This window comes from Aureimonas sp. AU12 (assembly GCF_001463705.1).
Taxonomy (GTDB): Bacteria; Pseudomonadota; Alphaproteobacteria; order Rhizobiales; family Rhizobiaceae; genus Aureimonas.
On record NZ_BBWH01000026.1, the window covers coordinates 13,129 to 28,072 of the forward strand.

The 14,944-nt window shown below is 66.6% G+C and carries 13 protein-coding genes; 9 read left to right on the top strand and 4 right to left on the bottom strand.

The window, feature by feature from the left end; translation table 11 throughout:
• Window positions 1–2 precede the first annotated feature (2 nt).
• The 6 genes from AUL33_RS10340 to AUL33_RS10365 all read left to right on the top strand — a co-directional run bounded on the left by AUL33_RS10340 (window position 3) and on the right by AUL33_RS10365 (window position 7,124).
• Window positions 3–1,619 (top strand): type II and III secretion system protein family protein, encoded by a 1,617-nt coding sequence (locus AUL33_RS10340; RefSeq protein WP_062207288.1) that lies wholly within the window; start codon window positions 3–5, stop codon window positions 1,617–1,619.
• Window positions 1,616–2,320: a CpaD family pilus assembly lipoprotein gene (locus tag AUL33_RS10345; protein ID WP_062207290.1), complete on the top strand. Its 705-nt coding sequence runs from the start codon at window positions 1,616–1,618 to the stop codon at window positions 2,318–2,320. Before AUL33_RS10340 ends, AUL33_RS10345 begins: the two co-directional genes overlap by 4 nt.
• 62 nt (window positions 2,321–2,382) lie before the next feature.
• Window positions 2,383–3,606 carry a CpaE family protein gene (locus AUL33_RS10350; protein WP_374754422.1) on the top strand — a complete coding sequence of 408 codons (1,224 nt, stop codon included), beginning with the start codon at window positions 2,383–2,385 and terminating at the stop codon, window positions 3,604–3,606.
• A 38-nt stretch (window positions 3,607–3,644) separates the two neighbouring features.
• The gene (locus AUL33_RS10355; protein WP_062207294.1) at window positions 3,645–5,114 is read left to right on the top strand and encodes a CpaF family protein; all 1,470 of its coding nucleotides are present in this window, start codon (window positions 3,645–3,647) and stop codon (window positions 5,112–5,114) included.
• The gene (locus AUL33_RS10360) at window positions 5,111–6,109 is read left to right on the top strand and encodes a type II secretion system F family protein (RefSeq protein ID WP_062207296.1); all 999 of its coding nucleotides are present in this window, start codon (window positions 5,111–5,113) and stop codon (window positions 6,107–6,109) included. The genes AUL33_RS10355 and AUL33_RS10360 overlap by 4 nt, the downstream gene beginning before the upstream one ends.
• A gap of 19 nt (window positions 6,110–6,128) precedes the next feature.
• The gene (locus AUL33_RS10365) at window positions 6,129–7,124 is read left to right on the top strand and encodes a type II secretion system F family protein (protein WP_062207298.1); all 996 of its coding nucleotides are present in this window, start codon (window positions 6,129–6,131) and stop codon (window positions 7,122–7,124) included.
• 122 nt (window positions 7,125–7,246) lie between these two features.
• Here the strand turns inward: AUL33_RS10365 and AUL33_RS10370 are convergent, their stop codons facing one another.
• Window positions 7,247–8,158, bottom strand: coding sequence for a tetratricopeptide repeat protein (locus tag AUL33_RS10370; protein WP_156419361.1), 912 nt, complete (start codon window positions 8,156–8,158; stop codon window positions 7,247–7,249).
• Window positions 8,159–8,266: 108 nt separating this feature from the next.
• On the opposite strand from AUL33_RS10370, the gene AUL33_RS10375 reads away from it, so the two are divergent.
• From AUL33_RS10375 to AUL33_RS10385, 3 genes are all read left to right on the top strand, one after another.
• Window positions 8,267–9,679: a M17 family metallopeptidase gene (locus tag AUL33_RS10375; protein ID WP_374754420.1), complete on the top strand. Its 1,413-nt coding sequence runs from the start codon at window positions 8,267–8,269 to the stop codon at window positions 9,677–9,679.
• Window positions 9,680–9,771: 92 nt separating this feature from the next.
• Entirely contained in the window at window positions 9,772–10,122 is a 351-nt protein-coding gene (locus AUL33_RS10380; RefSeq protein WP_062207300.1) for a MarR family winged helix-turn-helix transcriptional regulator, read from the top strand.
• Complete coding sequence (locus AUL33_RS10385) at window positions 10,119–10,988, top strand: C40 family peptidase (protein ID WP_062207302.1); 870 nt, start codon at window positions 10,119–10,121, stop codon at window positions 10,986–10,988. The genes AUL33_RS10380 and AUL33_RS10385 overlap by 4 nt, the downstream gene beginning before the upstream one ends.
• 75 nt (window positions 10,989–11,063) lie before the next feature.
• Here AUL33_RS10385 and AUL33_RS10390 read toward each other — a convergent pair whose 3' ends face one another.
• The 3 genes from AUL33_RS10390 to AUL33_RS10400 form a co-directional block, all read right to left on the bottom strand.
• Window positions 11,064–12,194, bottom strand: a complete 1,131-nt coding sequence (locus AUL33_RS10390) for a calcium-binding protein (protein WP_062207304.1) — start codon at window positions 12,192–12,194, stop codon at window positions 11,064–11,066.
• 149 nt (window positions 12,195–12,343) lie between these two features.
• Window positions 12,344–13,480 (bottom strand): acyltransferase, encoded by a 1,137-nt coding sequence (locus tag AUL33_RS10395; protein ID WP_062207306.1) that lies wholly within the window; start codon window positions 13,478–13,480, stop codon window positions 12,344–12,346.
• Entirely contained in the window at window positions 13,477–14,901 is a 1,425-nt protein-coding gene (locus AUL33_RS10400) for an O-antigen ligase family protein (RefSeq protein ID WP_062207308.1), read from the bottom strand. Before AUL33_RS10400 ends, AUL33_RS10395 begins: the two co-directional genes overlap by 4 nt.
• Between the last annotated feature and the right edge of the window lie 43 nt (window positions 14,902–14,944).

Genomic DNA, 14,944 nt, shown 5'->3' on the forward strand with positions numbered 1-14,944 from the left:
GGATGGCCCTTCGCAACCGTTCCGGCCTTCTGCGCTCCGTCGCCCGGCCATTCCTGAACGCGACGCTTGTCGTCGCGACGATCGCCAGCCCCCTGGCGGCCGGCGTCGCGCACGCCGAGGATCCGGTCATCCGGGTCAGCCGCACCAACCAGACCATCGGGCTCGGGCTCAACAAGTCGAAGGTCATCGACCTGCCGCGCGATGCCCATGACATCATCGTCTCCAACCCGCAGGTGGCCGATGCCGTGACGCGCACGGCGCGCCGCATCTACATCTTCGGCAAGCAGATCGGCCAGACCAACATCTTTGTCTTCGATGCCGCCGGTCGCGAGATCGCGGTCCTCGATCTGAAGATCGAGCGCGACATCGCCGGTCTTGCCTCGACGATCCGCAAGTACATCCCGACCGCCGACGTCAAGGCCGAGATGCTCAACGACAACGTCATCCTGACGGGGACGGTCGAGAACGCGCAGGATGCCAAGCGGGCAGAGGATCTCGCGACCATCTTCGTCACGGGCGGCGAGGGCACCACCGGCCAGTACATCCAGACGGCAACCTCCGGCAGTTCGTCGGCGGCCGGCGGCGTCGCGATCGGCGGCGTGTCGCAGGCGCAGGAGCAGCGGCGGGTCAGCCAGATCGTCAACCTCCTGCAGATCCAAGGCGAAGATCAAGTGACGCTGAAGGTCACCGTCGCAGAAGTGCAGCGCTCGGTGGTCAAGCAGCTCGGACTCGATGGTCTCGTCAAGGGCACGATCGACGGTGTCTCCTTTGCGGCGGCGACCGACAATCCGTTCGGTCTCGGCAAGGCGATCGCGGAGGCCGGCGCCGACTTCACGAACCTGTCAGGTGCCAACGATCTTAACGGCGTCTCGGGCCAACTCCGGGCACTCGAGCAGGCCGGCGTCATGCGTACCCTGGCCGAACCGAGCCTGACGGCAATCTCCGGCGAGAGCGCCTCTTTCAAGGTCGGCGGCGAGTTCTCGATCGCAAGCGGTAAGGAGGAGAAGGCGCAAACATCGACGCCGATCCTCAACGCGGCCGGTCAGATCGTCGGCTACGACACGACGCCTGCGAGCGTCGGCTATGAGCATGAGAAGATCGACTACGGCATCGGTCTCGACTTCACGCCCGTCGTCCTGTCGCCCGGCCGCATCAGCCTGAAGATCCGCACCAGCGTTTCAGAGCCGACCTTCGAGACGCCGTTCAACATTCCGAAGGGCGTCGGAGCCGGCATGAACATCATTGGCATCCGCAAGCGATTGGCCGATACGACCGTCGAACTGCCGTCGGGCGGTTCGCTGGTGATCGCGGGTCTGGTGCGCGATGAGGTCCGTCAGGTCATCTCCGGCTTCCCCGGCCTCTCGAAGGTCCCAATCCTCGGGACGCTGTTCCGCTCGCGCGACTTCCAGCGCTACGAGACCGAGCTCGTGGTCATCGTCACGCCCTATCTCGTGCGCCCTGTCGCGAGGCAGGATCTGGCACGGCCGGACGACAACCTGAATTTTACCTCCGACGGCGCCGGCAATTTCCTCGGCCGCATCAACCGCGTCTACGGCGCCGCCGAGACCGCTCCTCCCTCCGGCCGGTATCACGGCACTGTCGGGTACATCTACAAATGAGCGCGCAGACGGGCTACTTCTCCCCTTGCTTCACCGTCCTGGCCGCCCTGCTCCTGGCGGGAACGGCAGGCCTCGGCGGCTGCGCCACGCCGCCCGAAACCGTCGGCACCGTTCCCGACGACTACCGCACGCGCCATCCGATCACCGTGCGCGAGGCGACGCGCGACCTCGACATCTTCGTGGCCTCCTCCGACACGCGGCTGACGCTGCCCGACGAGACCCGCGTCGAAGAGTTCACGACGCGCTTTCGCGCTTCGCGAGCCGCCGTCATCCGGGTTCAACTGCCCTCGGGCACGTCGAACGGCGCCGCTGCCCGGCTTGTCGCCGACAACATCGTGAAGGTGCTGGCGCGCCACGGCGTGCCCCGCTCGCGCGTTGTTGTCACGCCCTATCAGGCGGCGAGCCTTGCCGACGCGCCGCCGGTGCGCTTGTCCTACAATGCCGTCGTCGCGGAGGTGGAGCCCTGCGGGCGCTGGCCCGAGGATCTCGGCAACACCGACCAGAACCGCAACTACTACAATTTCGGCTGCGCCTCGCAGAGCAATCTCGCGGCCCAGATCTCCGATCCGCGCGATCTCCTCGGGCCCCGCGGCATGAGCGAGATCGATGCCGAGCGCCGCACGACCGTCATCGGTGACTATCGGACGGGCGCGAACACGGCATCGGATCGCCCGCGCACCGAATCCAACTACGAATGGTAGGGACCGGACCGATGATCGAAGCTCCCGACGGCGACGGCGCCTACCACCCGAGCGACAGCGACATGCGCTCCCGCCTCGATGCCCTGCGCCCCATTCCGCGCATCACGGTCCAGGCCTTCTGCGAGACCGCCGAGGTGGCCGCCGCCATCGAGGCGGCAGCCGCCGACCGGCGCATGGTGAAGGCGCATGTGCGCGTCAACACCGGCGGCATCCGGGCTGCCGTCGAGCATTACAGTGCAGCGCCGACGCCCAACCTCGTGATCCTCGAGTCGAAATACCCGCCGGCCGAACTCCTCCTGGAACTGGAGTCGCTTGCCGACGTCTGCGATCCCGGCTCGAAGGTCGTGGTGGTCGGACACTACAACGACGTCTCGCTCTATCGCGAGCTGACCCGGCGCGGCATTTCGGAATATGTGGTGGCGCCGGTGCATCTGGCCGACGTGATCGCCATCGTCTCGCAGCTCTTCGTCGCCGAAGGCGTCGAGCCGCTCGGTCGCTCGCTCGCCTTCATCGGCGCCAAGGGCGGCGTCGGTTCCTCGACCATCGCCCACAACGTCGCCTGGTCGATCTCGAAGCTCTTTGCCAGCGACGTGCTGCTGGCCGATCTCGACCTGCCCTTCGGCACCGCCAACATCAATTTCGACAAGGACCCCGCGCAGGGGATCGCCGAGGCCGTCTTCTCCGCCGATCGCCTCGACGACGTTTTCCTCGACCGCCTGCTCGCCAAGTGCGCCGACCATCTGACGTTGCTGGCGGCGCCCTCGGTGCTCGATCGCACCTACGACTTCGAGCCGGAGGCCTTCTCGGCACTCATCGAGGCCGCCCAGCGCGGCACGCCTTGCGTCGTGCTCGACGTGCCGCATGGCTGGAACGACTGGACGCGCTCGGTGCTGCAGCAGGCCGACGAGGTTGTGGTGGTAGCGAGCCCGGACCTGGCGAACCTTCGCAACGCCAAGAACCTCATCGACACGCTGCGCAAGGCGCGGCCGAACGATCCGCCGCCGCGTCTCGTCCTCAATCAGGTCGGCATGGCCAAGCGTCCCGAGATCGACGTCGCCGAATTCGCCGAACCGCTCGGCGTCGAGGCCTTGGCGACGATCGCCTTCGATCCGCATGCCTTCGGCACCGCCGCCAACAACGGGCGGATGATCGCCGAAGGCGATGCCAAGCATGCCGCGGCTCTCGCCTTCGGAGAGATCGCCCATGCGCTGACCGGGCGCAACCCGGCCAAGCGCCTTGCCAAGCCAGCCAAGGGCGGACTTCGCGCCTTCATGCGTCGCCGTTGAACCGGCGGCCTCTCCCATCATGACGAGGTCCGGGTTCGATGTTCGGTAAACGCGGCAACGAGGGCGCTGTCACCAGCCCCAAGGCGATTCCCATCCCTGCTCCCATGCGGTCGGCCCCGGTCGCGGTCGCCGCGACCGTCGCTGCGCCCGTCTCTGCCGCCGTCTCGCGGGTCGCCAGAGAGGAGGCGCCGCCCCCGGTCGCCGTGCGGACACGCCCGGAAAGCTACTACGAGACCAAGAGCAAGGTCTTCGGCGCGCTGATCGACACGATCGACCTGTCGCAACTCGCACGTCTTGAGACCGAGATGGCGCGCGAGGAAATCCGCGACATCGTCAACGACATCATCGCCATCAAGAACTTCGCGATGACGATCGCCGAGCAGGAGGACCTGCTCGCCGACATTTGCAACGACGTCCTCGGCTACGGGCCGCTCGAGCCGCTGCTGGTGCGCGACGACATCGCTGACATCATGGTCAACGGCGCCAAGCAGACCTTCATCGAGGTGAACGGCAAGGTCATCGAGGCGGGCGTTCGCTTTCGTGATAACCAGCAGCTTCTCAACATCTGCCAGCGCATCGTCAGCCAGGTCGGCCGCCGCGTCGACGAAAGCTCGCCGATCTGCGACGCGCGTCTGCCCGACGGCTCGCGCGTCAACGTCATCGCGCCGCCGCTCGCGATCGACGGCACCGTCCTCACCATCCGAAAGTTCAAGAAGGACAAGCTGACCCTGCCGCAGCTCGTCGAGTTCGGCGCGATCTCGCCGGAGGGGGCGACGATCCTCGAGATCATCGGCCGCGTGCGCTGCAACGTCGTGATCTCCGGCGGCACCGGCTCGGGCAAGACGACGCTCCTCAATTGCCTGACGCGCTACATCGACGAGGACGAGCGCATCATTACCTGCGAGGACTCGGCCGAGCTTCAACTGCAGCAGCCCCATGTCGTGCGTCTGGAAACCCGTCCGCCCAACATCGAGGGCGAGGGCGAGATCACGATGCGCGATCTCGTCAAGAACTGCCTGCGCATGCGTCCCGAACGCATCATCGTCGGCGAGGTTCGCGGACCCGAGGTCTTCGACCTCTTGCAGGCGATGAACACCGGCCACGACGGCTCGATGGGCACGATCCACGCCAACTCGCCGCGCGAATGCCTCAACCGCATGGAGGCGATGATCGCGATGGGCGGCTTCACGCTGCCCGCCCGCACGGTGAAGGAGATCATCGTCGGGTCCGTCGACGTCATCGTCCAGGCCGCCCGCCTGCGCGACGGCTCGCGCCGCATCACCCACATTACCGAGGTGATCGGGATGGAGGGCGACGTGATCATCACGCAGGACCTCTTCCTCTACGACATTCTCGGCGAGGACTCGCGCGGGCGCCTCGTCGGCCGTCATCGCGCCACCGGCATCGGGCGTCCCGCCTTCTGGGACCGGGCCCGCTACTACAACGAGGAGCAGCGCCTCGCGCGCGCGCTTGACGCCGCCAATATCGGCGAGGAGGCACGGGCGTGATCGTCGTCGGCTTCGTCCTCCTCATCACCCTGGCAACGCTGGCGCTGGTCTACGGCATTCTCGAACCGAGGCTGCAGCTCGAAAAGAACACCAAGAGCCGGATCAGCCAGTACAAGTCGGCGGAAACCGATCGAGCCACCCGGCAGCATGCGCGCGACCGGGTCAACGAGGTCTCGAAGCGCCGCAAGACGCTCCAGAACTCGCTCAAGGATCTGGAGGAAAAGACGCAGGCGCGCGACCGGCACACCAAGAAGCTGTCGCTCGAGCGCCGGATCGCCCAGGCCGGTCTGAAGACCTCCATGCGCAGCTTCGTCCTCGTCTGTTTCGGTGTCGGCGCTGCGGCCTTCCTCGCCTCGCTCGTCTTTCAGCTGTCTCTGGTGATCGCTCTCGGCATCGGCGTCGTCGCCGGTTTCGGCCTGCCGCGCTGGGTGCTGGGCTATCTGCGCAAGCGCCGGCAGGCCAGCTTCACGCTGGAATTCGCCAACGCCATCGACGTCATCACACGCGGCATCCGCTCGGGCCTGCCGCTCAACGACACGCTGCGGATGATCGCCGCCGACACGCCCGAACCCGTGCGGTCCGAGTTCGCCCGCATCGTCGAGGCGCAGCAGATGGGCATGCCGATCGCCGAAGCGGTGGAGCGGCTCTACCAGAACATGCCGCTGCCGGAGACCAACTTCTTCGCGATCGTCGTCTCCATCCAGTCGCAGGCCGGCGGCAATCTCGCCGAAGCCCTGTCGAACCTGTCGAGCGTCCTGCGCGAGCGCCGGCGCATGAAGGGCAAGATCAAGGCCATGTCGATGGAAGCCAAGGCGTCCGGCTACATCATCGGCTCGCTCCCGATCATCGTCGGCTTCCTCGTCTACCTGACCTCGCCCGACTACATCTCGGTCCTGTTCACGACCTCGACCGGCCACATCGTCCTCGCCGCATCGGCGTTCTGGATGGGGCTTGGGATCATGGTCATGCGCAACATGATCAATTTCGACTTCTGACGAGCAAGGCGGCGCCGACATGGACTTCTTCTTCCGCTCGCTCGGCATTTCCAGCCACGCCGCGCTCGGCATCCTGGTGGGCGTCGCCGTCTTCGCGACCTTCCTGACGATCGCGCTGCCGATGATGTCGGGACGCGAACTCAAGACGCGCATGAAGGCGGTGGCGCTGGAGCGCGACCAGGTTCGGGCCCGCGAACGGGCTCGTCTCGCGAGCGACCGGGACCAGGGTCGCAAGGGTCTTCGCCAGGAGGTCGATGCGGGGTTCGCCGCGAAGGTGGTCGAGAAGCTAGACCTGCGCAAGGCGCTCGTCGACGATGCCACGCTCGTCAAGCTGAAGATCGCGGGCTACCGGACGCAGCGCGCCCTGACGCTCTTTCTCTTCTGCCGGCTGACCCTGCCGCTCGCCTTCGGCATTTTCTGCGCCTTCTACATTTTCGGCATCGGCGTGCTCGCCGACAAGTCGCTGGTCATCCGGATTTTCGTCTGCGTGGTCGCCGCCTATGCCGGCTTCTACGCGCCCAACGCTTACGTCTCGAATGCATCGTCGAAGCGTGCGCAGTCGATCTCGCGGGCCTGGCCGGACGCGCTCGATCTCCTGCTGATCTGCGTCGAGTCCGGCAATTCCATCGAGGCGGCGTTCCGCCGGGTGGCCAACGAGATCGGCATCCAGTCGATCGCGCTGGCCGAGGAACTGGTGCTGGTCTGCGCCGAGCTCTCCTACCTTCCCGATCGCAAGCAAGCCTACGAGAACCTCGTGGCGCGCACGGGTCTGGAATCGGTGCGCTCGGTTTCGACGGCGCTGGTCCAGGCGGAGCGATACGGAACGCCGCTCGGCGTGGCGCTGCGCACAATGGCGCAGGAGAGCCGCGACGTGCGCATGGCCGCGGCCGAGGCCAAGGCCGCTGCCCTGCCGCCCAAGCTCACGGTGCCGATGATCCTCTTCTTCCTGCCGGTGCTCTTCGCCGTCATCATCGGCCCCGCCGTCATCGACATCATGGCCATTCGCGCCAACTGATCGGACGTCGCACGAAGTCGAGCCATGGCTCCCGCATGAAAAAGACCCGCGCCCTCGTTGGAGGGGCGCGGGCCTTCTGACCAAAGTTGATGGAGCTTCGTGCTGCGGCATCGCCGGGGGCGTCAGCCGCGCCCCTCCGTCTTCAGTTCCGACCACGTGCTGCGCTGCGAGACCATCTGGCGAAGATACGCGATGTTGGCCTCGGCCTCGGCGGGCGAGAGCACGGCGGCGGCGATTTTTTCCGCCTCGTCGAAGCGCCCCTGCAGGCCGACTGCGAGCGCCAGGTTCTGGCGCACGCGCGCATCGGCGCCGGGCTGCGCCACTGCGCGCGACAGGTAACGCTCGGCGGATGGCAGGTCGTTGGCGAGGATCGACGACATGCCGAGATTGGAGAGCACCGAGGGTTCGTTCGGCTCGATCACCAGCGCCTTCTCGTAGAGGACACGGGCCTTGTCGCGCTCGCCGAGCTGATCGAGGATCGCGCCCTCGGCCGAGAGCAGACGCCAGTCCGGCCGGTCCGGCGTCTGCGCGCGGCGCACGGTTTCGAGCGCCTTGGGCAGTTCGCCCGCCGCCGCCAGCGCCTTGCCGTAGGCTGCGAGGACATCGCGGTCGGTCGGGTTGGCGATCGCCACCTGCTGCATGACGGCGAGCGACTGGTCGTTGCGGCCGGTCGCCTGCAGCGCCGAGGCATAGGCGAGCCCCGTCGCCTTGTCCTTGGGCTGGCGCTCGTAGTTCGCGCCGTAGACCTTGACGACGCCCGCGAGGTCCCCGGCCGACAGCGTCGAGAGATCGCGCGGGGCCGGCGAGGACGTGGAGGAGGCGACCTGCGGACGGTCGATCGAGCCGGTGTGCATCCGCGTTGTCTGGTTGCAGCCGCTCAACGCCAGAAGCGAGGCGAGGCCAGCGAGCGCGACGGCCGAACGGGTTGCGCCGCCGGGCCGGCGGGCGTAGCACCGCGCGGGCGCCCTGCCGATGCCGGCGGCGCCGTCCTCGGAACGGGCGGCTTCGTACGGGGATGTCTGGTGTCGGCGCATTCGCATCTCGTTCCCGGTGACGGCCATTGCGGGCATGCCGGGGACAATAAGTTGTTAACCCTAACGCTCCGTTAATCCTCTGGAGCGTGGCTAGCCGAGGATCCCGTCATGATCGAGCCGCTGATCGCCGAAGCCGAGGCCGGAGCCGCCGGTCTGCCCGTCCATTTCGCCTTCGAGGGCGAGGGGCACGCTTGGCCGGCATCGGCGCAGGCCTGGGCGAGCGCCAACGGCTTCAAGGCAGGCGCCGGCAGCGTGCTCGTGCTGCCCGGGACGGACGGCGCTCTCGCCGGCGCCCTGCTGGGCCTCGGCAAGCGCGCAACGGGCCAGGGCGGGCAGGGTGCCGATACGGCGCTTCTTGCTGGTGCGCTGGCGCAGCAGCTTCCCGCTGGAACCTGGCGCCTTGCGGCGCCGAACGAGCAGGGGCTCGATGCCGATCTCGTCGCGCTCGCCCTTCTCCTCGGCAGCTACCGCTTCGATCGCTATCTCGCCAAGCCGCGCGACGGGCTCCCGCGCTTTCTCACCCCCGAGGGCGCCGATGCGGCCCGGGTCCTGCGCGAGGCCGAGGCGATCGCGCTCGTTCGCGACCTCGTCAACACGCCGACCAACGATCTCGGCCCCGACGGCATCGAGGCGGCCGCGCGACGGACCGCCGAGGAGTTCGGTGCAACGGTGTCCGTCATCACCGGCGACGCGCTTCTGAGCGCCAACTTCCCGCTGATTCATGCGGTCGGCCGCGCCTCGGCGGTCGCGCCGCGCCTCATCGACATGAGTTGGGGCCGAGAGGACGCGCCGCGCATCACCCTCGTCGGCAAGGGCGTCGCCTTCGACACCGGCGGGCTCGACATCAAGCCGGCCTCCGGCATGCTGCTGATGAAGAAGGACATGGGCGGGGCCGCCAATGTCCTCGGTCTCGCGCGCCTGGTGATGGGCGCCAAGCTTGCCGTGCGTCTGCGTGTCCTGATCCCGGCGGTGGAAAACTCGATTGCCGGCGATGCCTTCCGGCCGGGCGACATCCTGCGCAGCCGCAAGGGCAAGACCGTCGAAATCGGCAACACTGACGCCGAAGGGCGCCTGATCCTCGCCGACGCGCTGGCGCTGGCCGACGAGGAAGCGCCCGAGATCCTCGTCGACATGGCGACGCTGACGGGTGCCGCCCGCGTCGCGCTCGGGCCGGACCTGCCGCCCTTCTACACCGACGACGCAAATCTCGCGGCCGAGATCGAGCGGTCGAGCCTCGCGCTGGCCGATCCGCTCTGGCGCCTGCCGCTCTGGCAGCCCTATGCCCGCAACCTCACCTCGAAGATCGCCGACATCAACAACGTGACGAGCGACGGCTTCGCGGGCTCGATCACCGCGGCGCTCTTCCTTCAGGGCTTCGTCGAGAAGGCCGGCGCCTGGGTGCATCTCGACGTCTTCGGCTGGCGGCCGCAAGCCTCGGTGCTCGGTCCCGCCGGCGGCGAGGCGCAGGGCATCCGTGCCCTGTCGGCGGTTTTTGCCGGGCGCTACCCGCCGACATCTTGAATCCGTCGCCGCTCTCCTGTTCAGTGTCCGGAACGGAGCCGGAACGAACCCGATCGCCGAGCCGGATGGCGGGCGCGGGCAGGGGAGACCGTATGGGGATCGAGATGAAACCGGCGCAGGCGCTGCGTCTTCTCCATGGCAACGCCCTTCGCCAGACGAAGGACGACAGCCCGGACCTGACCCTTCGCCAGACCGCGATCCTCCTCACCGTCTATCTCGAGCCGCCACCGCACACGGTGCGCGGCTTGGCCACCCGCCTCGCGGTCGCCAAGCCGGTGGTGACGCGGGCGCTCGACACGATGGGGCGGCTCGAACTCCTGGAGCGTCGCCGCGATCCGGCCGACCTTCGCAACGTTCTCGTGCGACGCACGGTGAAGGGAAGCCAGTTCGTCTCCGAAATGGCAGACCGCCTCGTCGATGAAGCCGGAGCCCTGTCGCGATGACCCTGCCGCTCGATCCTCGCCTGCACGCCGTCCGGCCGGACCTCGCCGACGAGCGCCTGCGCGGCCGCGTCGAGGCGCGCGCCTTCGTGGCGGGGCGGGCGGCCCATGTCGCGGTGCCGCTGGCGGACCTGCGCCGCCGGCCCGGTGCCGATGCGCCGCTGGAGACGCAGGCACTGCACGGCGAGGGGGTCCGCGTCTTCGAGGACGGGGAGGAGGGCTGGTCCTGGGTCCAACTCGACGGCGACGGCTATGTCGGCTGGATGCCGACCGTGGCGCTGGTCGGCGGCGCGCCGCCCACGGCGACCCACCGCGTCGCGGCGCCGCGGACCTTCGTCTTTCCCGGTCCCGACATCAAGAAGCCGCCGATGCACGACCTGCCGATGGGGGCGGTGGTCGCGGTGCGCGGCGAGGCCGAGGATCACAACGCGGCCTACGCGCTCATCGAACCCTTCGGCGCCGTCGTCCGCCAGCATCTGCGCCCTTTATCCGAGACCACCGACGATTTCGTCGCGGTGGCCGAGCGCTTTCTCGGGGTGCCCTATCTGTGGGGCGGAAAGTCGATGCTCGGCATCGATTGTTCGGGCCTCGTGCAACTCGCACTGGCGCAGTGCGGGATACCCGCGCCGCGCGACACGGATCTCCAGTGCGCCGGTCTCGGGCAGCCCTTGTCCGCCGACACCGCCGCACGTCGCGGCGACCTCGTCTTCTGGCGCGGTCATGTCGGGATCATGATGGACGGGGTCAGGCTGCTGCATGCCAACGCCCACCACATGATGACGGCGATCGAGCCGCTGGCGGAGGCCGTGAAGAGGCTGGGCGCCAAGGGCGCTCCGGTCACCGGGTTGCGACGCCCGACGACGCGTTAACGCGGGTACTGCACAAAAAAGACTGGGCGCCAGAGGCGCCCAGTCTTCATCTCGTTGGGATCCTGCCTTGGCAGATTACAGAGCCTGGAAGTCGTTCGCCGACAGCTTCACGTTGTTGTCGAACTGCGCGATCGCGATGGCCTGACCGGCACCGACGCCATCGGCGTCATAGTACAGGATGTGGGTCTTGGTGTCGTAGATGCCCTGCGGGCCGTTGCCCACGGCGTTGTCGAGGTTGAAGCCCGGGGCGCCACCGAAGTCGGAGGGGACAAAGCCGAGCTTGTCGGAGCCCGACGTGAAGCCACGGATACGGTCGAGGCCGTTCTCGGTCGGAGCGCTGAACACGAACAGGTCCGCATCGGCACCGCCGGTCAGGTCGTCGTTGCCGCCGCCACCGATGATGGTGTCGCTGCCGCCGAGGCCGGAGATCTTGTTGGCGCCAGCGTCGCCCGTCAGACGATCGGCGAAGTTCGAGCCTTCGAGGTTCTCGAAGCCGACCAGACGGTCGATGCCCTGATCGCCGCCGATGATCTGCGCTGCCGTGGTGGCGAGCGAAACCGTCACGCCGCCGGTCGAGAACTTGTAGGTGACTTCGTCGACGCCAACGCCACCGTTCATGGTGTCGTTGCCTTGGTCACCGGAGATGATGTCGTTGCCGGCACCGCCGTTGATGTCGTCATTGCCGACGAGACCGCGCAGGCTGTTGTTGCCGCCGTTGCCGAGAATGCGATTGTCGAGATCGTTGCCGGAACCGTTGAGGTTCAGGTCGCTTTCGGTGCCGGTGGCCGACGTGAAGACGCCGTTCGACAGGAGACGGAGGACTTCGACGTTCGACGAGAGCTTGTAGCTCTGGTTGCTGTAAAGCGGCTCGCCGCCTTCGCCAAAGGTGATCTCGCTCGTGTAACCAGCGAACACGACCGTATCGGTGCCCTCGCCGGAGAACTCGACGACGCGGTCGCCGCGGTCGTCGACGTAGTAGGTGTCGTTACCGACGCCGCCCACCATGGAGTCGGCACCCTCGCCGCCGCTCAACTGATCGTCGCCTTCGCCGCCGAGAAGCGTGTCGTTGCCGGCACCGGCATAGAGCCGATCGTTGCCGGCGCCGCCCTCGAGGCGGTCGTTACCTGCGTAACCGTAGATGAAGTCGTCTCCCGCGGTGCCCGCGAGATCGTTGTCTGCGCCTGCCGTACCAGTGATCTTAGCCATCGTAGCCTCTCAGCGTTCATTCCCGAAGCGAGACCTACCGTTACGTTAAGAAATTGGCAAGCTTACCGTAGTGTGAAAATACCCCTCTGGTGAAAATTAATGGTGAATGCCCCGGATCGCTCGGATTTTAATAAAGTAAAATAATTCTGTCATCGCGTCGGCAGGCTGGCGATGGTGCCAACTGCCGCTGTGGAGACCCGTTTCGTCTCGGTCAGCTTGTGGGACAGATGAATGAAGAAACGTTCGATCGTCAGGTAGCTGATGATAGAAACGACGATCGCGGCAGCAATGATCATCGTCGCGAGCACGGGCCACGGCAGCGATGATCCCTTGAAGATCATGATCGAGGGCACAATCACGAACGGGTGGCTGAGGTAGAGCGAGTAAGAGGCGTCACCCAGCAGGATGAACAAGCGGCTTGAGCGCACAGTATCGTTCAGATCTTTCGACATCACGACGCCTGCAAAGAGCGCCAGCGACGGAAGTCCTCGATAGAGGAACCGGTAATTCATGTCGAAGGCAGGGGTCCAATACGGGCTGAGGACCATGTTGCCGAGGATGAAGCCCGCTAGGCCCAACACGACGAGAGCCACGGCCGAACCCAGGTTCAGCCGGTATCCGCGGACGAACAGATGGTAGGCGACCATGCCGCCGATGAATTCGAGGAGAACCGTGTTGGACAGGAAGCTCGAGAGGACCGTCGCACTGCCGAAAAGGCTGTTGGCGACGACGAACAGGACGATGGCCGCCGAGGCGACGATCTTGATCCGCCTCACGCCGAACAGGATGCAGGCCGCGACGATCGCGTAGAAGAACATCTCGTAGTTCAGCGTCCAGCCCTGACCGAGGATCGGCCGGACGAGCTCTTCCCCGGCCGGGACGAACGGGATGAACAGGAGCGAGCGCAGGAGGTCGGCCAGCGGCGGTATGCCGCCGCCGCGGGGTATGGCGATCGCGGCCGCGAAGAAGAGCGCCGTGTAGAACCAATAGACGGGTGCCACGCGAATGAGGCGACGCAGGCTGAACGAGACGCCCGCCTTCAGGCCGCGAGGCCGGTGCCGCACGACATGTGCGATGATGAAGCCGCTGATGATGAAGAAGATGTCGACGCCGCTGCCCCACGGGACGAGGTCGATCGACCGGTAGGTGGCATCGGGGATCAGTGCGGCCTCGTGCATCATCATCATCACATGTCCGAACAGGACGATGAAGGCGGCGAAGAAGCGAAGGTACTGGACGGAATCGATCCGGAACGACGGTGTCGGGGCTGACGGTCTCACGCTCATCGTCCGGCCTTCTCTTCGATCGCGAGCGCGGCGGGTCCGCGGGTCTGTGTCAGGGGACGCCGAGCCGGCTTCGGCGAGCGTCGCGGGCGGCGAGCCCTGTCGTTGGTCAAGCGCGGATACAGCAGCGTGAAGATCGGCATGATGTACCAGATGATGAAGTCGCCTTGGAACGGGCCGTCATTGTGATAGAAAATGTGCGCGGCGTAGGGCGTGAAGGCCAAGGCGATCAAGGTCTTGCTGCGCATCTTGTAGATCGCGAAGCCGGCGAGCACGAGAATCAGCGCGCCATACTTGTTCAGGATCATCAGATAATAGTTGTGGAGGGCATGCAGCGTCATGGCCAGCGGGTTTTCGTAGTTCTTCAACGTGTCCCAATAGCTGTGCCAATACTCGACGCTGTCGAAGGACAGGCCATAGCCGTAGGGTCTTGCCAGGAACAGGAGAGACCCGAACGCGCGAAGGACGGCCCGGCCCGCCGAGGAGCCGTCGTCCGTGCGCGCCACGCGCCAGCCGAGGTCGGCGAGCGTCAGCATGATGTCGTCGAGGAAGACCACGAAGGGCAGGAGCGTGACGGTGAGGATCACCGCGATCGCCGGCCGGACGAGGAACAGGTAGAAGACGATGAACAGGACGGCGCCGATCAGCGGCGACCGATTGCCGGAGACGATCGATCCGAAGAGGAAGAAGGCGAGCAGCAGCGCGGTCGGCTTGTCGAAGCTGCGCAGCAGATCCTTGTGCTCGACGGCGCGAGCGGCAAAGCCGACCGCGAACAGAAGACAGAGCTGGGTTCCCAGGTGGACCGGACTGAAGGACAGTCCCATGGCGCGCAGGCGCCGGGTCAGGAAGACGCTTTCGTCGCCCATGTCGAGCGGTTGCATGCGCTGCAGCGTATCACGCAGCGCCCAGGCCGGGTTGAAGTGAAGAAACTGGAGGAAGGCGACGAAGGTCGTCAGGCCAATGGCCGCTGCGAAGATGTAGAACACCATGCGAGGTCCGCAGACCCGCACGAGGCAGGCGCCGACGACGACGCTGACGGCGGCCTGGACGTGGATCTCGAGGATCTGGCGTCCGAGATCGGCGGCCGGCATGCCGTTGATGAGGCTCGACATGATGCCGATCGCCGCGCACGCGGCGATGATGCCGAGAATGGTGCGGATATCCTGCACGGCGCGCACGAGAAGGCCGGGGGAGGTGAGGCCGATCAGGCCGAGGATGGCCATCGCCGTCATGGCGCGCAACGGCAGGCCGCCGAAGCCGTATTTCACCAGCGCGATCGACAGCAGCAGCGTGATGAAGAAGAGGGCGGCGCAGCTGTAGTAGAGGTAGTCGCGCCGGATCCCGTCGCGCGAGGCCGGCGGCGCGGCGTTCCGGGCGCGTCGCCGGGCGCCGGACATCGATCGGTGCATCGTCTGCGAGGCCATCATCGTCTCCTTCGCGAGCCCGGAAGCTCCGGCGTCCCCGATC